Annotated in this window: 26 protein-coding genes and 2 pseudogenes; 13 read left to right on the forward strand and 15 right to left on the reverse strand. The window is 70.2% G+C overall.

All coding sequences use genetic code 11. The features are described 5' to 3' along the window. The first annotated feature begins 192 nt into the window (after nucleotides 1–192). The 4 genes and pseudogenes from MU852_RS10770 (at nucleotide 193) to MU852_RS10785 (ending at nucleotide 4,884) form a co-directional block, all read left to right on the forward strand. Complete coding sequence (locus tag MU852_RS10770; RefSeq protein WP_249749582.1) at nucleotides 193–2,019, forward strand: coiled-coil domain-containing protein; 1,827 nt, start codon at nucleotides 193–195, stop codon at nucleotides 2,017–2,019. Further along, a complete protein-coding gene (locus MU852_RS10775) occupies nucleotides 1,914–3,035 on the forward strand; it encodes a tetratricopeptide repeat protein (RefSeq protein WP_249749583.1) in 1,122 nt (373 codons plus the stop codon). Before MU852_RS10770 ends, MU852_RS10775 begins: the two co-directional genes overlap by 106 nt. A 100-nt stretch (nucleotides 3,036–3,135) precedes the next feature. Then, nucleotides 3,136–4,058: pseudogene (locus MU852_RS10780) on the forward strand (sulfite exporter TauE/SafE family protein). Nucleotides 4,059–4,071: 13 nt separating this feature from the next. Beyond that, nucleotides 4,072–4,884, forward strand: a complete 813-nt coding sequence (locus MU852_RS10785) for a TIGR02186 family protein (RefSeq protein ID WP_249749584.1) — start codon at nucleotides 4,072–4,074, stop codon at nucleotides 4,882–4,884. Here the strand turns inward: MU852_RS10785 and gluQRS are convergent. Next, nucleotides 4,868–5,731, reverse strand: coding sequence for a tRNA glutamyl-Q(34) synthetase GluQRS (gluQRS, locus tag MU852_RS10790; protein WP_249749585.1), 864 nt, complete (start codon nucleotides 5,729–5,731; stop codon nucleotides 4,868–4,870). The two genes, MU852_RS10785 and gluQRS, sit on opposite strands and share 17 nt — an antisense overlap. Before the next feature lie 74 nt (nucleotides 5,732–5,805). Between gluQRS and MU852_RS10795 the strand changes: the two genes are divergently transcribed. From MU852_RS10795 to MU852_RS10805, 3 genes are all read left to right on the forward strand, one after another. Further along, nucleotides 5,806–6,462, forward strand: coding sequence for a DNA-3-methyladenine glycosylase family protein (locus MU852_RS10795; RefSeq protein WP_249749586.1), 657 nt, complete (start codon nucleotides 5,806–5,808; stop codon nucleotides 6,460–6,462). 73 nt (nucleotides 6,463–6,535) lie between these two features. Beyond that, on the forward strand, nucleotides 6,536–7,114 hold the full coding sequence (locus tag MU852_RS10800; protein ID WP_249749587.1) for a trimeric intracellular cation channel family protein: 579 nt from the start codon (nucleotides 6,536–6,538) through the stop codon (nucleotides 7,112–7,114). A gap of 130 nt (nucleotides 7,115–7,244) precedes the next feature. Further along, the gene (locus tag MU852_RS10805) at nucleotides 7,245–7,805 is read left to right on the forward strand and encodes an HNH endonuclease (RefSeq protein ID WP_249749588.1); all 561 of its coding nucleotides are present in this window, start codon (nucleotides 7,245–7,247) and stop codon (nucleotides 7,803–7,805) included. A 46-nt stretch (nucleotides 7,806–7,851) separates the two neighbouring features. Here MU852_RS10805 and MU852_RS10810 read toward each other — a convergent pair whose 3' ends face one another. From MU852_RS10810 to MU852_RS10845, 8 genes are all read right to left on the reverse strand, one after another. Then, a complete protein-coding gene (locus MU852_RS10810) occupies nucleotides 7,852–9,468 on the reverse strand; it encodes a carboxylesterase/lipase family protein (RefSeq protein WP_249749589.1) in 1,617 nt (538 codons plus the stop codon). Continuing rightward, a complete protein-coding gene (locus MU852_RS10815; protein WP_249749590.1) occupies nucleotides 9,465–10,790 on the reverse strand; it encodes a spinster family MFS transporter in 1,326 nt (441 codons plus the stop codon). The genes MU852_RS10810 and MU852_RS10815 overlap by 4 nt, the downstream gene beginning before the upstream one ends. A gap of 33 nt (nucleotides 10,791–10,823) precedes the next feature. After that, nucleotides 10,824–12,071 (reverse strand): serine hydrolase domain-containing protein, encoded by a 1,248-nt coding sequence (locus MU852_RS10820; protein WP_249749591.1) that lies wholly within the window; start codon nucleotides 12,069–12,071, stop codon nucleotides 10,824–10,826. Further along, nucleotides 12,068–12,769 (reverse strand): TetR/AcrR family transcriptional regulator, encoded by a 702-nt coding sequence (locus MU852_RS10825; protein WP_249751926.1) that lies wholly within the window; start codon nucleotides 12,767–12,769, stop codon nucleotides 12,068–12,070. The genes MU852_RS10820 and MU852_RS10825 overlap by 4 nt, the downstream gene beginning before the upstream one ends. Before the next feature lie 73 nt (nucleotides 12,770–12,842). Further along, complete coding sequence (locus MU852_RS10830) at nucleotides 12,843–13,022, reverse strand: hypothetical protein (RefSeq protein ID WP_249749592.1); 180 nt, start codon at nucleotides 13,020–13,022, stop codon at nucleotides 12,843–12,845. After that, a complete protein-coding gene (locus MU852_RS10835) occupies nucleotides 12,973–13,269 on the reverse strand; it encodes an AMP-binding protein (protein ID WP_249749593.1) in 297 nt (98 codons plus the stop codon). Before MU852_RS10835 ends, MU852_RS10830 begins: the two co-directional genes overlap by 50 nt. 17 nt (nucleotides 13,270–13,286) lie before the next feature. Then, nucleotides 13,287–14,402, reverse strand: a complete 1,116-nt coding sequence (locus tag MU852_RS10840) for an AMP-binding protein (RefSeq protein ID WP_249749594.1) — start codon at nucleotides 14,400–14,402, stop codon at nucleotides 13,287–13,289. Between the two features lie 109 nt (nucleotides 14,403–14,511). After that, nucleotides 14,512–16,680 (reverse strand): TonB-dependent receptor, encoded by a 2,169-nt coding sequence (locus MU852_RS10845; protein WP_249749595.1) that lies wholly within the window; start codon nucleotides 16,678–16,680, stop codon nucleotides 14,512–14,514. Nucleotides 16,681–16,863: 183 nt separating this feature from the next. Here MU852_RS10845 and MU852_RS10850 point away from each other — a divergent pair, with 183 nt between their 5' ends. The 4 genes from MU852_RS10850 to MU852_RS10860 are packed head-to-tail and all read left to right on the forward strand — an operon-like array spanning nucleotide 16,864 to nucleotide 18,352. Beyond that, the gene (locus tag MU852_RS10850) at nucleotides 16,864–17,589 is read left to right on the forward strand and encodes an SDR family NAD(P)-dependent oxidoreductase (RefSeq protein ID WP_347342293.1); all 726 of its coding nucleotides are present in this window, start codon (nucleotides 16,864–16,866) and stop codon (nucleotides 17,587–17,589) included. Next, complete coding sequence (locus tag MU852_RS17915) at nucleotides 17,586–17,735, forward strand: hypothetical protein (protein ID WP_347342294.1); 150 nt, start codon at nucleotides 17,586–17,588, stop codon at nucleotides 17,733–17,735. The genes MU852_RS10850 and MU852_RS17915 overlap by 4 nt, the downstream gene beginning before the upstream one ends. 54 nt (nucleotides 17,736–17,789) lie before the next feature. Next, nucleotides 17,790–18,107 (forward strand): response regulator transcription factor, encoded by a 318-nt coding sequence (locus MU852_RS10855; protein ID WP_249749596.1) that lies wholly within the window; start codon nucleotides 17,790–17,792, stop codon nucleotides 18,105–18,107. Further along, nucleotides 18,104–18,352, forward strand: coding sequence for a hypothetical protein (locus MU852_RS10860; RefSeq protein WP_249749597.1), 249 nt, complete (start codon nucleotides 18,104–18,106; stop codon nucleotides 18,350–18,352). Before MU852_RS10855 ends, MU852_RS10860 begins: the two co-directional genes overlap by 4 nt. On the opposite strand, the gene MU852_RS10865 is transcribed toward MU852_RS10860, so the two are convergent. Next, complete coding sequence (locus MU852_RS10865; protein WP_249749598.1) at nucleotides 18,349–18,543, reverse strand: hypothetical protein; 195 nt, start codon at nucleotides 18,541–18,543, stop codon at nucleotides 18,349–18,351. The two genes, MU852_RS10860 and MU852_RS10865, sit on opposite strands and share 4 nt — an antisense overlap. Here MU852_RS10865 and MU852_RS10870 point away from each other — a divergent pair. Both MU852_RS10870 and MU852_RS10875 read left to right on the forward strand, forming a co-directional pair. Further along, entirely contained in the window at nucleotides 18,542–18,895 is a 354-nt protein-coding gene (locus tag MU852_RS10870; RefSeq protein WP_249749599.1) for a hypothetical protein, read from the forward strand. The two genes, MU852_RS10865 and MU852_RS10870, sit on opposite strands and share 2 nt — an antisense overlap. A gap of 48 nt (nucleotides 18,896–18,943) precedes the next feature. Then, entirely contained in the window at nucleotides 18,944–19,402 is a 459-nt protein-coding gene (locus tag MU852_RS10875) for a hypothetical protein (RefSeq protein WP_249749600.1), read from the forward strand. On the opposite strand, the gene MU852_RS10880 is transcribed toward MU852_RS10875, so the two are convergent. From MU852_RS10880 to MU852_RS10900, 5 genes and pseudogenes are all read right to left on the reverse strand, one after another. After that, complete coding sequence (locus MU852_RS10880) at nucleotides 19,396–19,773, reverse strand: hypothetical protein (protein ID WP_249749601.1); 378 nt, start codon at nucleotides 19,771–19,773, stop codon at nucleotides 19,396–19,398. The genes MU852_RS10875 and MU852_RS10880 overlap by 7 nt on opposite strands. A 65-nt stretch (nucleotides 19,774–19,838) precedes the next feature. Further along, nucleotides 19,839–20,584 (reverse strand): annotated as a pseudogene (pdeM, locus tag MU852_RS10885) (ligase-associated DNA damage response endonuclease PdeM). Next, the gene (locus MU852_RS10890) at nucleotides 20,581–23,214 is read right to left on the reverse strand and encodes a ligase-associated DNA damage response DEXH box helicase (RefSeq protein WP_249749602.1); all 2,634 of its coding nucleotides are present in this window, start codon (nucleotides 23,212–23,214) and stop codon (nucleotides 20,581–20,583) included. The pseudogene pdeM and the gene MU852_RS10890 overlap by 4 nt, the downstream one beginning before the upstream one ends. Next, entirely contained in the window at nucleotides 23,211–23,648 is a 438-nt protein-coding gene (locus MU852_RS10895; protein WP_283843592.1) for a type II toxin-antitoxin system VapC family toxin, read from the reverse strand. The genes MU852_RS10890 and MU852_RS10895 overlap by 4 nt, the downstream gene beginning before the upstream one ends. Continuing rightward, the gene (locus MU852_RS10900) at nucleotides 23,645–23,884 is read right to left on the reverse strand and encodes a hypothetical protein (protein ID WP_249749604.1); all 240 of its coding nucleotides are present in this window, start codon (nucleotides 23,882–23,884) and stop codon (nucleotides 23,645–23,647) included. The genes MU852_RS10895 and MU852_RS10900 overlap by 4 nt, the downstream gene beginning before the upstream one ends. Between the last annotated feature and the right edge of the window lie 14 nt (nucleotides 23,885–23,898).

Genomic DNA, 23,898 nt, shown 5'->3' on the forward strand with positions numbered 1-23,898 from the left:
GCTTGGCAAGGCGAACCGTTGCCGAACCGTTAATCTTTCACCACTCCTTAACCACGCCGGCCCCAGTTTCCGGGCCTCTGGCGGGATGTCCACAGCTGTGGCGGACTCACGCTAGATATTGCGGTTAACAGGCCGTTTACACCCTTGATGTGGTCGTTATAGCCTGCTTCGCGAAGGTCGGGAGGCGAATCAGTGAGCGCAGCGGCGCCGTGGAGCGTGAAGGGCATCGACCCCAAGGCGCGCGAGGTCGCCAAGGACCTCGCGCGGCGCTCGGGCCTGACCCTCGGCGAATGGCTGAATTCCATGATCATGGAGGAGGAGGACGACGACGGCGTGGTGCCGCTGGCGCGCCGGCCCTATGTCCCCGAGCCCTATGAGCGCCGCAGCCGCTCGCGCCGCCTGGACGACGCCTATGGCGCGTCGGAAGACGTCTTCCACCGCCTGTCGGCCTCGGTCGACGCCATCGCCGCGCGGCTTGAGGCGGCCGAGCGCCGCTCGACGGTCGCCATCCAGGGCGTCGATCAGGCCGTCGCCGGCCTGGTGCGCCGGCTGGACGGCCAGGACGCGACGACCAAGAGCTATGCGCGCCGCGTCGACGACATCTCCGAGGAGCTGAAGGAGGGCCATCGCCGTCTCCGTCGCTTCGAGCAGGAGGTCGGACCCCAGTCGCAGGAGGCCTTCGGCAAGGTCGAGACGTCGCTGGGCGCCCTGGCGGGCCGTCTCTACGACATCGAGGAGCGCCAGCGGGCGGGCGTCAACGAACTGCGCCAGCGCATGGATGCGGTGGAGAAGTCCGCCGGACCCGGCGTCGGCTCGGACCTGCTGGCCCAGGTCGGCGCCCGGCTGGATCAGGCGCAGGGCCGCACCAGCGAGGCCCTGAAGGCGCTGGAACGCTCCTTCGCCGAACTGGACCAGCGGATGCGCGCCGCCGAAGGCCGCATCGAACCTGAAGGCGCGCGCGAGGCCGCCCGGTTCGAGAAGCTGGCCGAAACCCTGTCGCGCCAGGTCGACGCCAACCGCGCCGAAATGATGCGCCGCCTGGACACGGCCGAGACCGAAAGCCGCATCGAGCGCATCGAGCGGGCGGTCCAGTCGATCGGCGAGCAGCTGAAGACCTCCGAACAGAAGGGCGTCCAGGCGATGGAGGCGATGGGCCGCGAGGTCCTGCGGATCGCCGAGAACCTGAACGGCCGGATGCGCGCCATGGAGTCGGGCGACGCCGAGCGCACCGAAACCGTCGCGCGCGCCGTCTCCGCCAATCTGTCCAAGCGCTTCGAGGACCAGGCCGCGCGCCTGGATCAGGATTTCGCGCGCCAGTCCGAGCGTATCGAACAGCGGCTGACCGCCGCCGACGACCGGCACGCCCTGGCGCTGGAGAAGCTGGGCGGCGAGATCGCGCGCATCTCCGACCGGCTCAGCGAACGCATCGCCCAGTCCGAACGCCGCTCGGCCCAGGCGCTGGAAGACATCGGCCGCCGCCTGGCCGAAAGCTCGGAACGGATCGAGCAGCGCTACGACCGCGCCTCGGGAGAACTGCCGAACGGATGCGGCTCAGCGAGGAGCGCACCGCGCGCCTGCTGGCCGAGGCGCGCGACAGCATGGCGACGCGCGCGCCCTCGCGCGACCGGGCGGCGACGGAGCGGTTTCCTGAGGAGCGGGTCCAGGCCGACTGGCGCGCCGCCGCCTTCCCCGACGAGTCCTTCGATAACGCCGTCTGGTCCGACGATCCGGTCGCGCCCGAAGCGGCGGCGGCGACGCCCTTCCCGGCGACGCCCTTGCCCGCGACGCCCTTCCCCGCGACCCCTGAGGCGCCTGTCGACGACGAGGCGGACCGGATCGAAGCCGTCCTGGCCGCCGACCCCGCGGCGGAGGCCGAGCCCGAACCCCGGCCCGAAGCGGAGCCGGCGCCGGCCGTGCAGGCCTTCGGTCCGTTCGGCGGCTTCGGCGGCGCCGACGTCGACGACGCCCTGGCGGCCACGGCCCCGACCCAGGCGGCGCGCGCCGACGACGGCGTGGTGACGACCGCCGACGAGGTCTTCGGCGCCGAGGACGACGCCTACGCCGCGGAAACCGACTTCATCGACCCGCGCCGCATTCGCGCCAGCATGGGCGCCGCGGCGGCCGCCGGCCGGGCCTCCTCCACGCGCAGCGCCATCGACGCGGCGCGCGCGGCCATGACCGAACCGGCCGAGCCCGATCCCGCGCCCCGCAAGGGCTTCGGCCTGAAGCCGCGGCGCGGCGGAAAGTCCAAGCTGCAGGAACGACTGGACAAGCAGGCGGCCAAGGACGGCTCGACCGTCAAGAAGACCTTCCTGGCCTCGGCCACGGCCATGGCCCTGGTCGGCGGCGGCTATGGCTATGTGGCCCTGATGAACGACGGCGGCCTGGACCTGGATCTGCCCGGCCTGGGCGGCGCGCGCCAGGAGCCGGCCCCGATCGCCATGGCCCTGACCCCGACCGCGCCGAAGATCCAGGCCGATCAGGGCGCGGCGGCTTACGACGAGGCGCTGGCCCAGATCGAGGCGGGCGAACCCGCCGGGCTGGAGACGCTGAAGCGGGCCGCCAACCTGGGTCACGCCCCGGCCCAGGCGCATCTGGCCTCGGTGTACCAGAACGGCGACGCCGGGGCCCCGGTCGACCTGGCCGAGAGCCGCCGCTGGGCGCGCCGCGCGGCCGAGGGCGGCGACGCGCGCGGCATGCACGTCTATGCGATGGAGCTGTTCGACGGCGTCGGCGGCGAGCGGAACCGCGTCGAGGCCCTGACCTGGCTGCAGCGCGCCGCCGAACGCGGCCTGATCGACAGCCAGTACAATGTCGCGCGCCTCTACGAGACCGGCGACGAGGGCATCGCCCCCAACGCCACCGAGGCGCTGAAGTGGTACATGATCGCCGCGCGCGGCGGCGATCAGCAGGCGCAGGAGGCCGTGACCCGGATGCGGCCGACGGCCAGCGCCACGGCCCAGCGCGCCGCCCGCGCCGCCGCCGACGCCTTCGTCGCGCGGGCCGACGTCGAAGCGCCGAACGCGGCCGGCTGATCTTTCTTCGCCCTCGGGTGGCGATCCGCCGTCCGGGCCGCTAAGACCCACCCGTCGCCGCCCGGCGCGTATCCGTCCGTTCCAGCCGAAGGCGCGTCCTTTGGATATCTATCTGCCGATCGCCGAGGTTTCGGTGAACTGGCCGACCCTGGTGATCCTGGGGGCGGTGGTCGGATTCGTGTCCGGCCTGTTCGGCATCGGCGGCGGTTTCCTGATGGCGCCGATCCTGGTCTTCCTGGGCATTCCGCCGACGGTCGCGGTGGCCAGCCAGGCCAGCCACGTGGTCGCGTCGTCCACCTCGGGTGTCATCCGCTATTCGGGCCAGGGCGCGGTCGATTTCCGCATGGGGGCGGTGATGGCCGGCGGCGGGGCGCTGGGCGCCCTTCTGGGGGTCGAACTGTTCCGCTACCTGCGCCTGCTGGGCCAGGCCGATCTGGTGGTGGCCCTGTCCTACCTGGTGTTCCTGGGCGCCATCGGCTCGCTGATGCTGTACGAGAGCCTCAGCGAAATCCTGCGTCGCCGTCGCGGCCTGCCGGCGCCGCGCAAGGATCGCCGCCGCCCGATGTGGCTCTACGGACTGCCGCTGCGGATGCGCTTTCCCAAGTCGGGCCTCTACATCAGCGCCATCCCCCCTTCGGCCTGGGCGTCTTCGCCGGCGTGCTGTCGGCCATCATGGGGGTGGGCGGCGGCTTCATCCTGGTCCCGGCCATGCTCTATGTGCTGCGGATGAAGGCCGGGGCGGTGGTCGGGACCAGCCTGTTCCAGATCATCATCACCACCGCCATCACCACCATTCTCCAGGCCGGCCGCAACCAGACCGTGGATATCGTCCTGTCGACCATCCTGCTGCTGGGCGGGGTGGTGGGCGCCCAGATCGGCGCGCGCTTCGCCGGCCGTTTCCGCGCCGAGGAGTTGCGTGCGGCGCTGGGGCTGATCGTCCTGCTGGTGGGGATGCAGATGGGGCTGGAGCTGTTCGTGCGGCCGGCCGACATCTTCATGATCGCTCCCGGGATCGCGGACTGATGGAGGGCCGGGCATGATCCAGACCCTGCCCCCGCCGCCGCCCGCGATCGAGGCCCCCGCGCCGGATCGGTCCGAAGCCACGACCGGCGACCTGCGCGTCGCCGCCGCCCTGACCGACGCCCAGGTCCATGTCGATTCCGGGTTCCAGGGCGCGTCCATCGTTCTTTACGGGGCCGTCTTCAATCCGACCGACGATCCCGCCGACGTGGTCGTGGTCGTGCGCGGTCCCGAGGCGCCCGTGCGCCTGGTCAAGAAGACGCGCAACATGGGCGTCTGGCTGAACAGCCGGCCGGTGCTGTTCGAGGGGGCGCCCGGCTTCTACATGACCGCCTCGACCCGGCCGCTCAGCGACATCGCCGACTTCGGCCAGTTGCGCCGGCTGGGCGTCGGGGTCGACCACCTGCGCATCGACGCGCCCGAGGAGAGCCGAACCGTCACCCGCTACGGCGTGCGCGACGTCGTGGTCAGCCGGCTGGGCGAGGACTATCTGGACTGGCGCCGCGCGGTCATCCGCCTGAAGGAGGCGGCCCAGCTCTACGCCACCGCGCCCGAGGGCGTTCAGTTCGTCGACCGGGGCCTGTTCCGCGCCGAGGTCGACCTGCCGACGGTGGCGCCCACCGGCAAATATTACGCCGAGGTCTGGCTGTTCCAGGGCGGAGAGCCGCGCTCGGTCTCCAACCTGACCCTGACGGTCGAGAAGGTCGGGCTGGAACGCGACATCTATGAGTTCGCCCATCGCCGGCCCTGGCTCTACGGCCTTCTGTGCGTGGTCCTGGCGGCCCTGACGGGCTACGGCGCCTCGCGCATCTTCAGCCGACGGAGCTGAACCCCAGTTCGGCGCGCAGGGCCTGGGCCGACACGCCCTGGGCGCGCAGTTCGGCCAGGGTCACGGAGCGGTCGCGCTTGGCGTACCGGCGCCCGTCCGGCCCGGTCAGCAGCCGGTGATGGCGATAGGTCGGCGCGGGCCAGCCCATCAGCGTCTGGATCAACCGCTGCACATGGGTCGCCTCGAACAGGTCCCGGCCCCGCACGACATGGGTCACGCCCTGCAGGGCGTCGTCATGCGTTACGGCCAGATGATAGGCGACGCCGGCGTCCTTGCGCGCCAGAACCACGTCGCCGGCGGCCTCGGGCCGCACCGACACGACGCCGTGCTCGCCCTCGGGACCGCGCCCCTCCTCGTCGAAGGTCATCCCCGCCCACGCCGCCTCGCCCAGCGCCGCGCGCGCCCGTTCGAGCCACAGCCGCCAGGCGAAGGCCGCGCCCCGGTCCAGCAGGCGCGCCTCTTCCTCGGGCGGATGCGGGCCGGGCCTGACGGCTTCCTGCGGCCCGTGCGGCGCGTCGCCGATGGCGGCCAGGATGTCCCTTCGCGTGCGAAAGCAGCGATAGAGCAGTCCGCGCGCTTTCAAGGCGGCGATGACGGCGGCGTAGTCGGCCCGGTGATCGGACTGCCGCCGCACCGGTCCGTCCCAGTCCAGGCCCAGCCACGCCAGATCCTCCAGGATCGCCGCCTCGTGCTCCGGGCGGCAGCGCGTGGGGTCGATGTCCTCGATCCGCAGCAGGAACCGTCCGCCCGCGGCGCGCGCGGCCGTCCAGGCCGTCAGGGCCGAAAAGGCGTGGCCCTTGTGCAGGCGGCCGGTGGGGGAGGGGGCGAAGCGGGTGACGAGCATCAAGGGCGTTCTAGCGGTTTCCGGCCTCGTGCAGCAGCCCCGGCTTGCCCGCGCCGCGCCGGCGCCTAAGCTGGGACATGGCCGTCGCTCCCACACCCGCCCAGATCGCCGCCGCGCGCGACAGCCTGGCCGCGGCCGATCCGGCCCTGGCGCGGGCGCACGCCCAGACGCCGGTGTTCGAATGGCGGCTGCGTCCGGGCGGCTACGAAGGTCTGTTCCGCATGATCGTGGAGCAGCAGGTGTCGGTCGCGGCGGCGGCCTCCATCTGGGCGCGGACGGTGGAAGGCCTGGGCGGGGAGGTGACGGCCCAGGCGGTCCTGGCCCGTGACGTCGAAACCCTGCGGACCTTCGGCCTGTCGGGCCAGAAGGCGCGCTATGGGCGTGAGATCGCCCTGGCCCAGGTCGAGGGCCGCATCGACCTGGAGCATATGCAGACCCTGTCGGACGAGGCGGCGATCGCCGCCCTGACCGCCATCAAGGGCGTCGGCAAATGGACGGCCGAGACCTATCTGATGTTCTGCGAGGGGCGGCTGGACGTCTTTCCGGGCGGCGACGTGGCCCTGCAGGAGGCGATGCGCTGGGCCGACCGGGCCGACATGCGCCCGCGCGAGAAGCAGGCCTACGCCCGCGCGGAAATCTGGCGGCCATGGCGGGGCGTGGCGGCGCATCTGCTGTGGGGATGGTATGGCGGGGTCAGGCGCGGCGAGATCGTGCTGGAGGACCTGACCCCGTGACCCCCATCGACCCCGTCATCGGCGAGACCATTCGCAATCCGCAGACGGTGCTGACCGCCCTGGATTTCGCCGGGTGGCCGTGTTCGCCGCCACCGGCGCCCTGGCCGCCGCGCGCGAGAAGCACGACCTGGTGACCTTCGCCTTCTTCGCCGCCATCACCGGGGTCGGCGGCGGCACCCTGCGCGACCTGTTGCTGGGCCTGCCGGTGTTCTGGGTCCAGGACTGGCGCTACATCGCGGTCTGCCTGGCCGCGGCGGTCGGCATCTGGCTGCTGGGCTGGCGCGACTGGCGCTTCCGGGCCCTGCTGTGGCTCGACGCCGTGGGTCTGGCGGCCTATGGCGTGATGGGCGCGGCTAAGGCGATGGCGGCCGGCGCCTCGCCCCTGATCTGCATCGTCATGGGCACGCTGACGGCCTGTTTCGGCGGCGTGATCCGCGATCTGCTGGCCGGCCAGCCGTCCATCCTGCTGCGGCGAGAGATCGCCGTCTCGGCCGCCATCCTGTCGGCCACCGTCTATGTCGCCCTGCGCGGCCTGGAGACCGATCGCTGGCCGGCCGCGGCGGTCGCCCTGGCCGTGGGTTTCGCGCTTCGCGCGGCGGCGCTGCGGTGGGGCTGGACCCTGCCGGGCTTTCCCTCCGGGCCGCGCGCCTGAGGCGCAATCTTCGCGTCTTCGTCATGGCGGCGTCTTCGAATCAGGCGTACGCTTTTCCCGCCAGACTAGGGAAGGAGACGCGTCTTCAGTCCTGTCGCCTCGATACCCCCGCCGTGGACGGGAGGGCCTGATGCAGGTTCTCCATCGACCGCCTTCGGGCTGGCCCGCCCTGGTGCTCAACGCCGATTTCCGGCCGCTGTCCTATTATCCGCTGTCGCTGTGGCCGTGGGAGGAGGCGGTCAAGGCGGTCTATCAGGACCGCGTCGAGGTCGTGTCGCTCTACGACAAGGTCGTGCGCTCCCCGTCGATGGAGATGCAGCTGCCCAGCGTCATCGCGCTGAAAAGCTACGTCGACCAGGACCGCAGTCCCGCCTTCACCCGCTTCAACGTCTTCCTGCGCGACGGCTTCGCCTGCCAGTACTGCGGCGAATCCACCGAGCTGACCTTCGACCACGTCATTCCCCGCTCGCAGGGCGGGCGCACGACCTGGGAGAACATCGTCGCCGCCTGCGGGCCGTGCAACCTGACCAAGGGCGGCCGCACCCCGCGCCAGGCCATGATGCCGGTCCGCCGCGAACCCTATCGCCCCAACGCCTGGCAGCTTCAGGACGCCGGCCGCCGCTTCCCGCCCCACTACCTGCACCAGAGCTGGCTCGACTACCTCTACTGGGACATCGAGCTCGAACCCTAGGGTTCTTTTCCGTTGCCGGAGACGGCTCAGACAGCCTTGCGTCTGGTCACAGACGAGGGGACGCCAGGCCGGTGTTCCAGTTCCACGGCTGGTCTCCCGCCGCGCGGCGGCGCTGCACCGCGGCCTCGTGGAGCGGGAACATGCCAGGGAACAGGTTCACGCCGGGGACGGGGCTGGCGCGGAAGGCCATGAAGGCGCGGTCGTCGCCATAGGGCGACCATGCGGGCGAACCGACCGCCTGGGGCCGGCCGTCGCGCACGAAGCTGGCCCAGTAGGCGACCATGGCGTCGCTCAGACCGGCCTCTGCGGCGGTGTCCGGGATCGCCGGCCAGCGCGGCGGCGTCCTCTGCAGATTGCCGAACATATAGGGCAGTTCGCTGGCGTGAAACGCGTGCAGCCCGGCGGTGTCGGCGGCGGGATAGCCGTGGTCGAAGAGGTACAGGTACGAGGGTCGCCCCGCGGCCGTCTGGGATCGGACGAGCCGTTCGGAAGTCCAGCCGTACAGGGCGTCGCGGCTGGCGGCGAGGATGCTCTCGTCCATGTCCGAGGACGGATAGAGACGCAGGAATTCGTCCGCCAGGTCGCCGTATCGCTCGCGGATCGAGCGTTCGTATCCGGCGGCGTCGCCCGGCGCGGGCGGGGCCAGCATGCGAAGCGACCGGATCTCGCCGCTGTTGAAGCCGGCCAGTACGGGAACCGGCGCCTGTTCGCCGCGATCGAACACCTCGACGATCTGGCGCGGCAGGACCACGCCGTCGATGACCCCGAAGGTGGCGAAACCGCCGAGGGCGGCGCGGTCGGTCAGGTCCTGCGCCTCCATGCCGCGAAGCACGCGCAGGCTGGGCGCCTGAAGCGCGCGGGCCAGGGCGGCGCCCGCCGCTTCGGCCGCCGGCGCGCCGTGCCGCGCCTGCTTCAGCTCGGGCGTGGAGATCATGTAGGCGCTCTGGGCGATGGCCCGGTCGAACAGGCCCCGGGCCAGCGGCGAACTCATCAGATAGAGGACGCTGAGCCCGCCCGCGGACTCGCCCGCGATGGCGACATTGTCCGGATCGCCGCCGAAGCTCGCGATGTTGCGCTTGATCCATTCGAGCGCGGCGACCTGGTCCATCAGGCCGTAGTTGCCGGAAATGTTCGCCGGACTTTCGGCGCTGAGGTCTGGATGGGACAGCCAGCCCAGCACGCCGAGGCGGTAGTTGATCGACACCACCACCACGCCTTCGCGCGCCAGCCGGGCGCCGTCGTAGAGCGTCTCCTTGCTGGAGCCGGTCACCAGCGCGCCGCCGTGGATCCAGACCATGACCGGCGCCTTGCCGGCGACGTCCGGCGTCCAGACGTTCAGGGTCAGGCAGTCCTCGCTGGTCCGGCCCAGGTCGGCGGAATAGATCGACTGGACGAGGGGCGTGGGCTGGATGCAGGCGGCGCCGAACCGTGTCGCATCGCGCACGCCATCCCAATGGGCGGCGGGCGCGGGCGGTCGCCAGCGCCTTTCTCCGACGGGCGGCGCGGCGTAGGGGATGCCCTTGAAGCTGGCGATCTCGCCCTCGGCCGCGCCCCGCACGGCGCCGGCCGGGGCGGTCACGACGGGCGGCGAGGCCGCGGCGGCCGCGGCCGCGCTGGCGAGCAAGGCCAGCGCTGTGCCCACGCCGAGGAGTTTGGCGATCATCGAACGGTCTCCGCTTTGGGGGTGTTGCGGCCCAGCACGCGGGCCAGCCACAGGAACAGGCCGATCGCGGCCAGATAGACGGGGATCAGGGTGTAGAGCGCGATCTGCAGCGAGTTGTCCGGGTGCGTCGCGCGGAAGAAGTCGCTGGCGGCCCCGACATAGGTCGGCCCCACGCCCATGCCGATGAAGTTCATCACCAGCAGCAGCAGGGCGCCGGCCATGACCCGCTGGTTCGGCCTGACCTCTTCCTGCACCAGCGCCACCGAGGACGACAGGTAGAAGTAGTTCAGGAAGTTCGGCGCCAGCATCAGCGCCAGCGCCAGCGGCCACGACGGGGCCCAGACGAAGGCGATGTAGAACGGCAGGGCCAGGGCCAGCGACATCGCCGGCAGCAGGGCGTAGGCCGTCTTGGACCGGCGCGTATAGCGGTCGATCAGCCAGCCCGAGGCGAAGATGCCGCCGCCCATGCCGATGGCCACGACCAGCGCGTACCACAGGGCCACGTCGTTCAGGGTCATGCCCTTCTCGCGCATCAGGAACAGCACGGCGAAATTGCCCAGGCCGTAGGTGACGATCTGGGTCACGCCGCTGCCCAGCGCGGCCAGCACCAGCGCAGGGGTGGAGAAGAACATCTTCACCGTGGCCCAGAAGCCGGCCCGGGCGGGCGCCGCGGAGGCGGCGCGGGCGGGGGACGCGTCCAGGCCCCCGCGGCGGGGCTCCTTGACCAGGAAGGGCGTGGCCAGGGCGACGACCAGGCCCACGGCGCCGATGGCGATGAAGGCGTCGCGCCAGCTGAAGGCGGCGGCCACCGAGGCGCCGAAGGCGATGCCCAACGCCGCGCCCACCGGCGGTCCCAGGTTGTAGATCCCCAGCGCCATGCCCCGGCGGCCGGGCGGGAAATAGTCGGTGATGATGGCGTAGGACGGCGGAACGCCCCCCGCCTCGCCGAAGCCCACGGTCATGCGCGACACGGCCAGCTGTCCGAAGTTGCGCGACAGGCCGCAGGCGATGGTGGCCGCGCTCCAGACGCCGCAGGCGATGGACACGACGGCCACGCGATTGGTGCGGTCGGCCAGCCATCCCACGGGAATGGCGATGAAGCAGTAGAAGAACGCGAAATACAGGCCGCCCAGCAGGCCCAGCTGGCCGTCGGTGATGTGCAGCGCGTCCTGGATCGGCTTGGCCAGGATCGACAGCAGCTGTCGGTCCAGGAAGTTCAGCACATAGATGAACCACAGCACGCCCAGGGCCACCCAGGCGCGTCCGCCCGCCGAGGGCTTGGCGGCGGACGGTCCTCCGGATTCGATCGGGGTTGCACTCATGTCGTTTCCTCGGCTGCGGGCCCGGCGGCCCGTCTATTTTTCGGGATGGGTCAGCGCGGCGTAGGTGTAGGTTCGGGCCTTGGCGCGGAATTCGTTGCTGACGGGATCCGCCATGCGCTGGATCAGGCCGACGAAGACCACGTCGTTCTCGGGATCGATCCAGAACCATGTGCCCCCGCCGCCGCCCCAACTGAGCGTGCCCTTGCCTTCGGACAGGCCCAGCCGCTTCGGGTCCTCGGTGATGGCGAAGTCCAGACCGAAGGTCAGGGCCGGATTGAAGGGCAGAAGGCGCAGCGGGTTGAAGCGGTCGAGCACGGCCTCCGGGACGGCGTTGGTCGCCATCAGGTCGACCGTCTCGGGCCTGAGGATGCGGACCCCGTCCAGCGCGCCCCTGTTCAGCACCATCTGGCAGAAGCGGGCGTAGTCGACGGCCGTGGAGACCAGGCCGCCGCCGCCGCCCTCGAACCGGGGCGGGCGGGTGTAGTCGTTGATCGGCATGTCGAAGGCCGTGGTCGTGACCTTCAGCCCGCCCGCGCCGTCATCGGAATACATCTCGGCCAGGCGATGGACCTGATCCGCCGGAACCTGGAAGCCGGTGTCGACCATGCCCAGCGGCGCGAAGATGCGGGCGCGCAGAAAGTCGCCGAAGGTCATGCCGGTCAGGCGTTCGACCACCACCGCCTGCAGGTCGGCGGCGATGGAATAGAACCACTCGGTTCCGGGCTGGAACATCAGGGGGATGCGCGCGGCCCGATCGACAAGCTGCTGATGGCCCTGCGCCATCATCACGCCGGCCTGGCGATAGGCGCGCTCAATCGGATGGATGTCGAACAGGCCGTAGCCGAAGCCGGCGGTGTGGCTCATCAGCTCGCGCATGGTCGGCGGACGGTCGGCCTCGACCGTCCGCATCGCGCCGTCGTCGCCGAGCCCGGCATAGACCCTCTGGCCCGCGAACTCGGGCAGGTGGTCGGTGATCGGGTCGTCCAGGCGCCAGAGCCCCTGTTCGAACAGGATCATCATGGCCACGCCGGTCACCGGCTTGGTCATGGAATAGATGCGGAACAGGGCGTCGCGGGCCAGGGGCGCGTCGTCGCCCAGACGCGCGTGGCCGAAGGTGGTGAAGGCGGCGACCTGTCCGTGGCGCATCAGCAGGGTGGAGGTCCCCGCCACCAGGCCCGCCTCGACCATGCCCGACATATAGCCGTCCAGGTCGGCGAGCCGGCGGGAGTCGAAGCCGAGGGCTTCGGGGCTCGATGCGAACGGAAGGCCGCCGGCGGTCATTCGCGCGCCTGCTTTCGCCGTTCCTCGGCCCGGTCGCGGCAGACGCCGATGAAGCCGTGCGCCATGAACGACGCCATCCGCGCCTTGATGGCCTCGAAGTCGTCGGACCGGCACTTGCCGCCCGACAGGCGGTCGATCCGGCCGGTGCGCGCCAGGCTGAGGGTCAGGGCGCCGGTGACGAAGTGGTAGCCCCAGAAGATGTCCTCCTCCAGCGCATCCGGCAGGGCCTGTTTCAGCAGTCCGATCAGGCGCAGCACGACGGGATCGTAGAGGCGATCCATCACCTCGGCGCCCCACGCGGGGGTGTTGTTGATCTGGGCGCTGAGGGCGCCGAAGTGCCGCCAGCCGTCGCCGCCCGTCGAATAGGTGTCGAGATCGGTGTCGAGGAAGGCGCGCAACGCCCCTTCGACGGTCGGCCTGCCGCCGGCGGCCGCCTCATAGGCGTCCAGCGCATCCATCCGGCGCCCGCTGGTCACCGGCGCGCGGCGCGCCATGACCTTGTCGAACACCTCCTGCTTGTCGGTGAAATAGTAGTGGATCAACGACTTGTGGACGCCCACCTGATCGGCGATGTCCTTGATCGTCACCCCGTAGAAGCCGTGGCGCGAGAACAGCTCCTCGGCCGCGTCGAGCAGCTGCTCCAGGGTTTCGGCGCGCTGTTCGGCCTTGCGGCGGGGCTTTCGGACGGGCGTGGTCATGGTCTGGGCCTCGGGGCGTTCTGGCCCCTGCTGCAGACGGGGCGCCGACTCGATGATGGAGACGGCGGCCATCCTAAGCGCCTCCGTAAGTGGCGCGAAGCAGCGCCTTGTTGATCTTGCCGGTGGCGGCCAGGGGCATGGCCTCGACCCGCACGATCCGCTCGGGGATCCACCAGTCGGCCACCTGGCCCTTCAGCGTCGCCTTAAGGCTTTCGTCGCTGACCGCCTGGTCGCGGGCCGGTTCGATCACCATCAGCGGCCGTTCCCCATTTCGGGTCGGCGCGGCCGATCACGGCCACCAGTCCGACGGCGGGCAGGGCGCCGATGATCTCCTCGATCTCGACCGGATTGATCCATTCGCCGCCGGACTTGATCAGGTCCTTGGACCGGCCCGCCAGCGTCAGGTTGCCCGCGTCGTCCAGCAGGGCCAGGTCGCCGGTGTCGAACCAGCCGTCGGCGTCGACGACGGGCTTGCTGGCGCCGAAATAGGTCTTCACCACGCTCTGCCCCTTCACCTTCAGGTGGCCGACGGCGTTGCGCTGGTCGGGCAGGGGGCGCCGCCCGCGTCGGTGAGCAGCAGGTCCAGCCCCATCGGCGGCCGGCCAGAGCCCCTTGCGGCGCCCGGCGCGTCGCTTCGCGGCGAGATGGCGCCCAGCGGCGACAGCTCCGTCATCCCCCAGCTGGTCTGGACCGTGGCGCCGAAGCGCGTCTCCATCCGCCTGAGAAGGCTTTCCGGGCAACTGGAGCCGCCGATGATGACGCGTTCGAGACTGGGGGTTTCGCCGCCCGTCGCGTCGAGGTGATCCAGCAGGCCCAGCCAGACGGTGGGCACGCCGACGGCCACGGTGACCCGATGGCGGTCGATCAGCCGGGCCAGGCTGGCGCCGTCCGTCGCGCGACCCGGCAGGACCAGTTGCGCCCCCACGGCGGGCGCTGCGAACGGCAGCCCCCAGGCGTTGGCGTGAAACATCGGCACGGCGACCAGGACGGTGTCGCGCGACGTCAGGGCGATGGAGTCCGCCTGCAGCGCGCGCAGGGTGTGCAGGTAGTTGGATCGGTGCGTGTAGGCCACGCCCTTCGGCGCGCCGGTGGTGCCCGAGGTGAAGCACAGGCCGGCCAGGGCGCCCTCGTCGAACTGGCCCCAGGGGACGGCGCGCCCCTGCGTCGCCAGCAAGCCCTCCAGGTCCGAGACCTCGGGGCGTCCGGCCTCGGGCGTCTCTCCGTCCAGGAGGATCAGCCGCTCCAGCGAGGGGCAGGCGTCCAGCAGGGCCTCGGCCATGTCGCGCAGGCCTGCGCCCACGGCCAGCACCCGGTCGTCCGCCTTGGCGACCATGGCGGCCAGGTGGGCGACGGTCAGCCGGGGGTTCAGGGTGTGGCAGACCAGGCCCACGCCCATGGCGGCGTACCAGACCTCGACATGATGCTGGGTGTTCCAGGCCAGGGTGGCGATGCGGTCGCCCGGCTTCAGGCCGAAGTCCAGCAGGGCGCCGGACAGGCGATTGGCCCGCGGGCGCAGGTCCGCATAGCCGATGGCCTGATCGGTCTCGGCGCCGGCGGTCACCACCTGCGCGGTCCCGTGCCATTTGGCGCCGTGATCCAGGAAGCGGTCCACGGTCAGGGCGTAGTCCTGCATGAAGCCGGGGAGGAACCGATCATCCTTGAGCGAACGTCCAGACGGTTACAAAAGCCGGAAGCCCGGCGAGCGAAGGGGCGGCGGCCGGTCGACCGCCGCCCCGCCAGGGTCAGAAGGTCTTCGTCAGATTGACGCCGAACTGTCGCGGGGCGCCCGCATAGCGCAGGCCCGAGTTGATCGCGGCAATATAGGTCTGATCCGTCGCGTTCAGCGCATAGGCCGCCAGCGTCCAGTCGCCGGTCTTGTAGCTGAGCAGCAGGTTGACCAGGTTGCGGGCCTCCAGGCGGTCGCCCAGGGCCTCGTTGTTGAAGATGCTGGTCCAGGACTCGCCGATGTGGGCGTAGTCGATGCGCGGCGACAGGGTCGCGCCGTTGGGCAGGGCGAAGTCGTACTGAACCCCGATGTTGAAGGTCAGCTCGGGCGCGTAACCCTGGGTGTTTCCGTCCAGGTTCAGGCAGTTGGCGGTCTCGGGCCCGGTCTCGGCGTCGCACGCGCCGCTTCGCGCGACGCGGGGATCGGCGGCGTAGAATTCGCCCAGCTCGGAGTTGGACACGGCGGCGCCGACATCCACGGTCCAGGCGTCCATGCGCACCTGGGCCGACGCCTCCAGCCCCATCAGGACGGTCTCGTCCGCGACGTTGACGATCGAGCTGAACAGCGGGACGGCCGGATCGCCGACGATGACCTGGAAGCCCTCATAGGTCATGTAATAGGCGCCCAGCTGGGTGCGGACCTGACCGTCGAACATCGTCGACTTCCAGCCCAGCTCGTAGTCGACCACGTCTTCGGGCCCGAACGCGCTGGCCGGAACATAGAAGTTCGGCGCGTTCAGCCCGCCCATCTTGAAGCCGTTCGCCACGAAGCCATAGACGAAGTTGTCGTCGTCGATCTTGTAGTTGATGCTCAGCTTGCCGGTGGTCTTCTCGGCGGTGACCTCGTCGTTCTGGAGCAGCTGAAGGCCCAGCGCGGGATAGGTCGTATAGACGTTCTCGTTGCGCGAGGTGCTTTCCGACCACCGCGCGCCCAGCTGAACCTGCAGCCGGTCCGAGATGTCGTAGCTGACCTGGCCGAAGACGGCCTTGGTCTCCTTCGGCGTCTCGCCGAAGATGTAGTAGTCCAGCACCCCTTCGGGGAAGCCGACGTGATAGGCCCCCTCCGGGAAGGTGGTGACCGGGAAGGTGACGTCGTCCTGCTGCCAGAAGGCGCCCAGCAGCCAGGTCAGGCGCTGGTTGTCGGGTGAGACCAGGTTGATCTCCTGCGACCAGACGTCTTCCTCGACGCGGTCGTAGAAGGTGTTGTTCAGCGCGCTGGTCCCGTCCAGATCGGTCGAGAACTCGCTGATCCCGTCCTGGTATCCGGTGATCGAGCGCAGCGTGATCCCGTTGTCGAACACATAGCTGACGTTCAGCGAAACCCGCGCCGTCTCGTCGACGCCCGAGTGCGGGCCGTTGGCGGTGATCTTGAACGGATCGTTGGTCGACAGGGCCGGGTCGGCCGGATAGCCGCCGAAATCCAGCTTGTTGTAGTCCGCCTTCAGCAGCACCCGCAGGGCCGTCGTCGGCGTCCACAGGACGCTGGCGCGGACGCTGTTCATGTCCACGTCGCCGGGGCTGCCGCTGTAGGGGCCGGTGATGTCGTGAAAGCTGCTGCGCTTCTCGCTGTTGACGGCGAAGCGCGCGGCGAGGGTGTCGGTGATCGGCACGTTGACCGCGCCCTGGAGCTTCAGATTGTCGTAGTTGCCGACCTGGCCCATCACATAGCCGTTCACCCCGGTGAAGTCGGGATTGCGCGAGGTGATGAAGACCGCGCCGCCCGTGGCGTTGGTGCCGGCGAACGTCCCCTGCGGACCGCGCAGCAGTTCCACGCTGCCGATGTCGTAATAGGGCTCGGTCTGGAAATAGCCCGGGAAGACCGGAACGCCGTCGCGATAGGTGGTCACGCCCACGCCGATGGCGGTGGTGGCCTCGGACTTACCGATGCCGCGCACGTTGAAGAAGTTGCCCTGGCCGTAGTTCTGGACGGTCGTGGACGGGGCTGCGAACTGCAGCTGCTCCAGCGAGAAGACCCCGCGGTCCTGCAGGCTCTCGCCCGACAGCACGGTGGCGGCGACGGCGGTTTCCTGAAGGTTGGTCGTGCGGCGTTCGGCGGTGACCAGCACCTCGCCCACGACGGTCGCCTCCTGATCTTCGGTCTGTTGCGGCGCGGCGTCCTGCGCCTGCGCGGCGCCCGCCCACAGCAGGACGGCGGCGGATGTCGTCAGCCAGAGCTTGCGCCCCATGGTCTTCCTCCCACGATGTTTCCTCGGGCGCTCTGTCGGCGCCTCATCCGACCGTCGCACCGATTTCGCGCGTCGTCAACATTCACTAGCCGGCGAGTGAATGTTGACCTTTCGACCAGGATCATCAAAGTGCGCCCGCCCGCAGACGGGCGCGTCGGCAATGACCGAAACGGGGAAACGAGCATGAGCATCACTCTCGCGGGCCGGGTGGCCATCGTCACGGGCGCCGGCGGCGGCCTGGGCCGAAGCCACGCGCTGGCGCTGGCGCGATACGGGGCCAGGGTCGTGGTCAACGACCTGGCGTCCGCCGCCTGCGAGGCCGTCGCCGAGGAAATCCGCGCCGCGGGCGGCGAAGCCATCCCCTGGACCTGCAGCGTCACCGATCGCGAAGGCGTCTTCGCCATGGTGGAGGGCGTGGTCCAGCGCTGGGGCGGCGTCGACATCCTGGTCAACAACGCCGGCATCCTGCGCGACAGGACCTTCGCCAAGATGGACCTCGACGACTTCGCCCTGGTGCTGGACGTGCACCTGATGGGGTCGGTCAACCTGACCAAGGCGGCCTGGCCGCACATGCGCGAAAAGGGCTACGGCCGGGTGATCTTCACCACCTCGTCGTCGGGCCTGTACGGCAACTTCGGCCAGTCGAACTACGGCGCGGCCAAGATGGCCCTGGTGGGGCTGATGCAGACCCTGGCGCTTGAGGGTGAAAAGTCCGGCATCCACGTCAACTGCCTGGCGCCCAGCGCCGCGACCCAGATGACCGAGGGGCTCTATTCGGAAGAGGACCTGCGCGGCCTGTCGACCGATCTGGTCAGCCCCGGCGTCGTGGCCCTGGCCAGCGAGAACGCCCCCACCGCACCATCCTGCTGGCCGGCGCCGGCGCCTTCGAACAGGCGCACGTCACCATGACCCAAGGCATCTATGTCGGCGACGCCCCGGACGCCGCCGACCGCATCGAGGCGCGGTGGGCCGACATCCGGGACCGCGCCAGGGAGGTCGTGCCGCCCTCCGGCGCGGCCCAGTACAGCCACGAAGTGAACCATCCTTTCCGTTGAGGACGGCCGTAACGCGGCATGGACGCGATGCAACCTGACCGCTAACCTTGGCCCATGCCGTCACCGCTTCCGCCGGATCGTCCGCTGTCGCGCCTTCTGACCGAGCGCGAGCGCGAGGTCATGGCCTATGTGGCGGCCCATCACCGCAGCAAGACCATCGCGCGCCTGACGGGCAAGACGCCCAAGACCGTCGACGCCCAGGTGGCCAGCGCCTGCCGCAAGCTGGGCGTCAGCTCGCGCGTCGATGCGGTGCGCCTGCTGCTGGAAGAAGGCCTGGATCCCATGGGGGAAAATCCCCAGGGCGCCGTCTCCAATGGCCGCCGAGGACGACCCGGCGTCATTCCTGTCCCGTCACTCAAGGGATGCGAATGAACAGCTCGATACAGATCAGACGCGAGACCACGCTGGACGAGACGCTGCCGTCGATGAGCTTCCGGGATTTCCAGGAAGCGCTGGAACTGGTGGCGTCGGGCCGCGAGCATCGACGCATGGTGCCTTTTCTGGTTTCGGCCCTGCAGCAGCAGGCGCCTTTCCTGAACGGGCCGATGCTGATGTTCGAGATCCTGTGCTCGGCCGCCTGCCTGGCGGACCTGCCCCGGAAGCCGTTGAACAGCTAGGGCTCGCGAACCGGCCGGGCCTTCGCCTGCTGATCGCCCTGGGGATCGCGCTGGCCCTGGCCGTCGCCGTCCCCGCCGCGCTCGGCGGCGCCGTGGCCCTGCAGAAACTGGTCGAGACGCTTCAGGCGCGTCCCTGAACCGACGATCCTGGAACCAGACTTGAAACCGCCGGGGGCGGGGAGAACCACCATGTCCGACAGAGACATCGCGGCCGCGCGCGTGGCCGACATCATCAACGAGGCCGAGCGGGCGATGGACGCGGCGATGGCGCGGGCCTCGCAGCTTCTGACCGAACTGCCGGCGCTCCAGGGCCAGGCCGGGCTGAACGGGGCCTGGGCCCAGCCGGCGGTGGCCTCGGTCTGCGCCGCGCTGAACGACATGACGGGCGCCCGCGCCTCGCTCATCTCGGCCCACAAGAGCCTGTCGGCCGTGCAGCGCAAGCTGGGCGTCACGGTCGCCGAGGGCGGGGCCAACGAAAAGCAGGACGTCCCGACCCGCCCCACCGCCGAGTCGGCGGACACGGTCGTGCGTCTCCGCGCCTGAGGTTTTTGAGGCGGCGGGCCTGGAGGACATGGTGTATCGCGGGCGGCGATGATCAGCGCCTTCGACGACCTTCACCAGATCCTTAGCTACATGGCGACGGCGCTGACCATCGGTCTGGCGCTGCTGATCGGCCGCGGGCCCGAGAGGGCCTGCGGCCTGATCGTCGCGGCCGAAACCTTCGTCGACATCGTGGTGATGAGCCAGTTCGATCCGTCGATGCGCTGGTGGGCGGTTCAGATCAAGGCCGGCCTCGTGCTGTCGGCCTACGCCGCGGCGGTGTGGCGCTGGCCGGACCGGTGGCTGATCGTCATGACGGCGCTGCAGGGCTGCGCGCTGCTGCTGCACCTTTCGACGTGGCTGGATTCCACCATCCTGATGCGGAGCAACGGTCTGCTGCTGAACAGCATCGGCTGGCTGATGATGATCCTGCTGGTCTCGGCGACGATCGGAAAGGCGATCCAGCGGCACGACGCCCGCCGTCGCCTGATCCGTCGGCAGACCTACTGAGCCGTCTTCGACGTTTCGACCCGCTCGGCGATGTCGATCAGGCCCTGGCCCAGCGTCCGGCCCTGCTCGGGGTGGATCAGGAAGCCCTGCCAGCCGAAGCCGGGATGACGGATGGCCAGCAGCGGACCCTGGGCCTGGATGTCCGTGCGCCAGGACGGATTGACCACGGTCTCGACCTTGGCGCCCGGTTCGATCGAGGCGGGGATCGGCTGGGTCATCTGCGCGCGCAGGGCGCCCAGGTTGGCGATCAGGTCGTCCAGCGCGGCCGGGCTCAGCGCCATGCGGCTGACGGCCTTGCCCTGAATCTGGAACTCCATTTCGACCTTGGCGCGGTCGGCGCTCATCTTCACGTTCAGCTTGGTGTCGGCCACGGGCGATCTCCTGGGTAGGCGGGCCTGATAGACCAGCCGCATCGTCCGCGCATCCCCGCGGCGCGCTAATCCAGCCGGCTCCACTCCAGCGCGTGGACCCGATCCCGGCCCAGGGCGGCGGCCATCGGCGGGGCGGCGAACAGGCCGGCGATGGCGGGATCGCGCACGTTCAGCCCGCCCGTGAAGGCGCCGAAGGCCGGCAGGATCAGCCGCGACCCGTCGGTGACGAAACAGGCGCGTCGCACCCCCGGCCATAGGCGGCCACCCGCGCGCAGGGGTGCAGGTGACCCGCCACCTCGCCACGGCGGTCGTCGTCGGCGCTGAGGGCCTCGGGTTCGTGGACCAGGCGCAGCCCGCCCAGCGAAAGGTCCCCGACGATCCGGCCCGGCAGGCGGCCCGCCGCATCGGCGTCTCGCGCCAGCGCCTCGCGGTCGTGATTGCCTTCCAGCCACAGCCAGTCGCGGCCCTCGGCCAATCGGTCCAGCCGCGCGCGGTCGTCGGCCGCCATGCGGGGAATGGCCCGCGTGTCGTGAAAACTGTCCCCCAGCAGGATCACGGTCGCCGGGTCCAGCGCCGCGATCTCGGCCTCCAGCCGGTCCAGGGTCGCGCGGCTGTCGTAGGGCGGCAGCATCTGGCCGCGCATGGCGAAGGCCGAGCCCTTCTCCAGGTGCAGGTCGGCCGCCACCAGCGCCCCGTGCGCCGGCAGCCACAGCGCGCCGGAACAGCGCAGCACGCAGGCCTCGCCCGCGACCAGCACGCTCAGCGATCCGCAGACCTTGCGGGCCAGGCTCTGGCGCAGGGCGGCGTTCATGCGGACGGCTCCATCACCTCGGCGATCAGGGCTTCGGCGCTCTCGTCCAGGATCATCTCGGCGGCGTCGCCGCCCACCCGCTCGCGCCCGATCTGCACCAGCACCGGCACGCAGAAAGGAGACGGTCGGCTCAGCGGCTGATGGCGGATGCGCCCCTCGATCCGCGCCAGCATCTGGCCCAGGCGCGCCACGTCCAGCAGGCCCGAGGCGGCGTCGGCGCGGGCGGTCTTGAGCAGCAGATGGTCGGGCTGATGGCGGCGCAGCACGTCGTAGATCAAGTCGGTGGAAAAGGTCACCTGCCGCCCCGTCTTCTCGGCGCCCGGCTGGCGTCGCTCGATCAAGCCCGAGATCAGGGCGCAATTGCGGAAGGACCGCTTCATCATGAAGCTTTCGTCCAGCCACGCCTCCAGGTCGTCGCCCAGCATGTCGGGCTGGAACAGGGCGTCCAGGTCGATGTCCCCCATCGGCTTGATCGACCAGATCGCCAGCGCATAGTCGGTGACCACGAACCCCAGCGGCCCGACGCCCAGGCGGTCCAGCCGCCGGGTCAGCAGCATGCACAGAGTCGTGTGCGCCAGCCGCCCCTCGAACGGATAGGCGACCAGGAAGTGCCGGCTGCCGCGCGGAAAGGTCTCCACCAGCATCGATTCCGCATCGGGGATGACCGAGCGCGCCTCCTGAAGCTCCAGCCATTCCTGCACGTCGGGCGGCAGGACGCGCCAGTGATCGCGGTCCTGCACCATGTCGCGCACCCGGTCCGCCAGCGAGGTCGACAGCGGGAACTTCGATCCGCCCCACGACGGGATCTTGGGCTCCTTGTCGCTGGCGTGGGTGACCAGGGCGTCGGTTCCGGTGATGCCCTGGAAGGCCCAGACCTGGCCGGCGAACAGGAAGGTGTCGCCGGGCGTCAACTGTTCGAAATACCATTCCTCGGCCTCGCCCACCTTGCGGCCGGCGATCCAGGCCCGCGTCCCGCCGCCGCCCCGGCGCGAGGCCACCCGCACGTTCAGCGTCCCGGCCGAGACGATGGCGCCCACGTTCATCCGGTGCCGCTGGGCGATGTGCTGGTTGCGCACCTTCCAGCGCCCATTCTGTGTACGGACGATCCGTGCGAAACGGTCGTAGGTGCGAAGGGCGTAGCCCCCGGTGGCGACGAAATCGACCACCTCCTCGAACTGCTCCCAGGTCAGGTCGCGATAGGGGCCGCAGCCGACGATCTGTTCGTACAGCTCGACCATGTCGAACGGCTCGGCGCAGGCCACGCCCATGACGTGCTGGGCCAGGGTGTCCAGGGTGCCGATATGCACCGGCTCCCAGTCGAAGGCGTTGGCGGCCACCGCCTCGCGCGCGGCCTGGCATTCCAGCATCTCGAACCGGCTTGCGGGCACCAGCAGGGCGCGGCTGGGCTCGTCCAGCCGGTGGTTGGCCCGGCCGATCCGCTGGACCAGCCGGCTCGACCCCTTCGGCGCCGCCATCTGGATGACCAGGTCCACGTCGCCCCAGTCGATGCCCAGGTCCAGGGTCGAGGTGCAGACCACCGCGCGCAGGTCGCCGCGCGCCATCGCCGCCTCGACCTTGCGCCGCTGCTCGGCGGCCAGCGACCCGTGATGCAGGGCGATGGGCAGGTCGTCGTCGTTGATCGCCCACAGTTGCTGGAACACGAACTCGGCCTGCCAGCGCGTGTTGACGAAGATCAGCGACAGCTTGGCCCGCTGCAGCGCCGCATAGACCTCGGGCACGGCGTGCTGGCCGGTATGCCCCGCCCACGGCACCTTGCCCTCCGAAATCAGCACGTCGATCTCGGCCGCCGCGCCGGGATCGCCCTTCACCAGGCGCACGCGCTCGCCTTCCTTCCCCCTTGCGGGGGAAGGTGGCTCGCGAAGCGAGACGGATGGGGGTGTAGACGCCGCTGTCGGACAGGGACAACGAACCCATTGACGACGGAATTCCCGACAGCCCCCCCATCCGAGCCGCTTCGCGGCCCACCTTCCCCGCAAGGGGGAAGGACGTCCCGGGCTCAGCCACGCCCGGATCAAATCCGGATCCTCGATCGTCGCGCTCAACCCCACCCGCCGCATCTGCGGCGCATAGGCCTGCAGCCGCCCCAGGCCCAGCGACAGCAGGTCGCCGCGCTTGCCGCTCCAGATGGCGTGGACCTCGTCCAGGATCACGCACTTCAGGTCCGCGAAATAGGACCGCGCGCCCTCCCAGGCGCAGAACAGCGCCAGCTGTTCCGGCGTGGTCAGCAGGATGTCGGGCGGGAAGTCGCGCTGTCGCTGGCGCTTGGACTGTTTGGTGTCGCCCGTGCGGCTCTCGACATGGATGTTCAGCCCGATCTCGCGGATCGGCGCCGTCAGGTTGCGCTCCACATCCACCGTCAGCGCCTTCAGCGGCGACAGATACAGGGTGTGCACCCCCGACCCCGGCCCTGTCTCCGGCTTCGGCCCGCGCTCGGCCAGGTCGATCAGGCTGGGCAGAAACCCCGCCAGCGTCTTGCCCCCGCCGGTCGGCGCCACCAGCAGGGCGTGCGCCCCGTCCCGCGCCGCCTGCACCATCTCCAGCTGATGCCGCCGGGGCGCCCAGCCGCGCGAGGCGAACCAGTCGGCGAACAGCGGCGGAAGCTCCGTCATCCGCTCCACGGCGCCAGCAGCCGGCAACCGCTGTGTTCGAAATGGCGGACGTTGCGCGTGACGATGGTCAGATCATGGACAAGGGCCGTAGCGGCCAAGAGCTCATCGGTGAGGCCGACGTTCACGCCCGCTGAACGATAGGCCTCCGCGAGCGGAGCCCATCGCTCGACGACAGCGAGGTCGACGGCCACCAACCGGTCGCCATACTCGGCCACGATCCCGTCGATCCTCGCCTGGAGCAGCGCGCCGCGCGGGTCCGATCCCAGGCGCAATGCGCCCCGCCGCATCTCGCCGACGGTGAGGACGCTGACGTTCAGCCGATCGTCGAAGTCTTCCTCCGGCGAGCCCACCGATGCGAACCACTCCATGAACCCCGCGTTCGGCCGCGACCTCAGCGTTTCACTGATCGCGTTCGTATCGAGCAGAAACCTCAAAAAGAGAAATCTCGAGCCGGCCGTCGGTCGCGTTCGATCTCGACATCATCGAGACGCGGACCCGTCAGCAGCCACTCTTTGAATGTTGGCTTGCGCTCGGACAGCCGACGAAACTCGGCTTCTGACAGAAGCATGTAGCGTCCCCGCCCTTCGACAGGGACGGCTTGCGGCCCCTCCTCGTCGACCTTGGCGGCCAGGGCGGTCAACCATTCGTCGTTGGAGACGATCTTGTTCATGGCGCCCAGCCTAC

It is taken from the genome of Brevundimonas albigilva, assembly GCF_023503965.1.
In the GTDB taxonomy this organism is placed as follows: domain Bacteria; phylum Pseudomonadota; class Alphaproteobacteria; order Caulobacterales; family Caulobacteraceae; genus Brevundimonas; species Brevundimonas albigilva.

Excerpts from the sequence above, each read along its gene's own strand:
- MU852_RS10785 (WP_249749584.1), top strand. The coding sequence starts at position 4,072 with ATGATCCAGACCCTGCCCCCGCCGCCGCCCGCGATCGAGGCCCCCGCG.
- MU852_RS10795 (WP_249749586.1), top strand. The coding sequence starts at position 5,806 with ATGGCCGTCGCTCCCACACCCGCCCAGATCGCCGCCGCGCGCGACAGC.
- MU852_RS10805 (WP_249749588.1), top strand. The coding sequence starts at position 7,245 with ATGCAGGTTCTCCATCGACCGCCTTCGGGCTGGCCCGCCCTGGTGCTC.
- MU852_RS10810 (WP_249749589.1), bottom strand. The coding sequence starts at position 9,468 with ATGATCGCCAAACTCCTCGGCGTGGGCACAGCGCTGGCCTTGCTCGCC.
- MU852_RS10815 (WP_249749590.1), bottom strand. The coding sequence starts at position 10,790 with ATGAGTGCAACCCCGATCGAATCCGGAGGACCGTCCGCCGCCAAGCCC.
- MU852_RS10820 (WP_249749591.1), bottom strand. The coding sequence starts at position 12,071 with ATGACCGCCGGCGGCCTTCCGTTCGCATCGAGCCCCGAAGCCCTCGGC.
- MU852_RS10825 (WP_249751926.1), bottom strand. The coding sequence starts at position 12,769 with ATGACCACGCCCGTCCGAAAGCCCCGCCGCAAGGCCGAACAGCGCGCC.
- MU852_RS10830 (WP_249749592.1), bottom strand. The coding sequence starts at position 13,022 with ATGGTGATCGAACCGGCCCGCGACCAGGCGGTCAGCGACGAAAGCCTT.
- MU852_RS10840 (WP_249749594.1), bottom strand. The coding sequence starts at position 14,402 with ATGCAGGACTACGCCCTGACCGTGGACCGCTTCCTGGATCACGGCGCC.
- MU852_RS10845 (WP_249749595.1), bottom strand. The coding sequence starts at position 16,680 with ATGGGGCGCAAGCTCTGGCTGACGACATCCGCCGCCGTCCTGCTGTGG.
- MU852_RS10850 (WP_347342293.1), top strand. The coding sequence starts at position 16,864 with ATGAGCATCACTCTCGCGGGCCGGGTGGCCATCGTCACGGGCGCCGGC.
- MU852_RS17915 (WP_347342294.1), top strand. The coding sequence starts at position 17,586 with ATGACCCAAGGCATCTATGTCGGCGACGCCCCGGACGCCGCCGACCGC.
- MU852_RS10855 (WP_249749596.1), top strand. The coding sequence starts at position 17,790 with ATGCCGTCACCGCTTCCGCCGGATCGTCCGCTGTCGCGCCTTCTGACC.
- MU852_RS10860 (WP_249749597.1), top strand. The coding sequence starts at position 18,104 with ATGAACAGCTCGATACAGATCAGACGCGAGACCACGCTGGACGAGACG.
- MU852_RS10870 (WP_249749599.1), top strand. The coding sequence starts at position 18,542 with ATGTCCGACAGAGACATCGCGGCCGCGCGCGTGGCCGACATCATCAAC.
- MU852_RS10865 (WP_249749598.1), bottom strand. The coding sequence starts at position 18,543 with ATGGTGGTTCTCCCCGCCCCCGGCGGTTTCAAGTCTGGTTCCAGGATC.
- MU852_RS10875 (WP_249749600.1), top strand. The coding sequence starts at position 18,944 with ATGATCAGCGCCTTCGACGACCTTCACCAGATCCTTAGCTACATGGCG.
- MU852_RS10890 (WP_249749602.1), bottom strand. The coding sequence starts at position 23,214 with ATGACGGAGCTTCCGCCGCTGTTCGCCGACTGGTTCGCCTCGCGCGGC.
- MU852_RS10900 (WP_249749604.1), bottom strand. The coding sequence starts at position 23,884 with ATGAACAAGATCGTCTCCAACGACGAATGGTTGACCGCCCTGGCCGCC.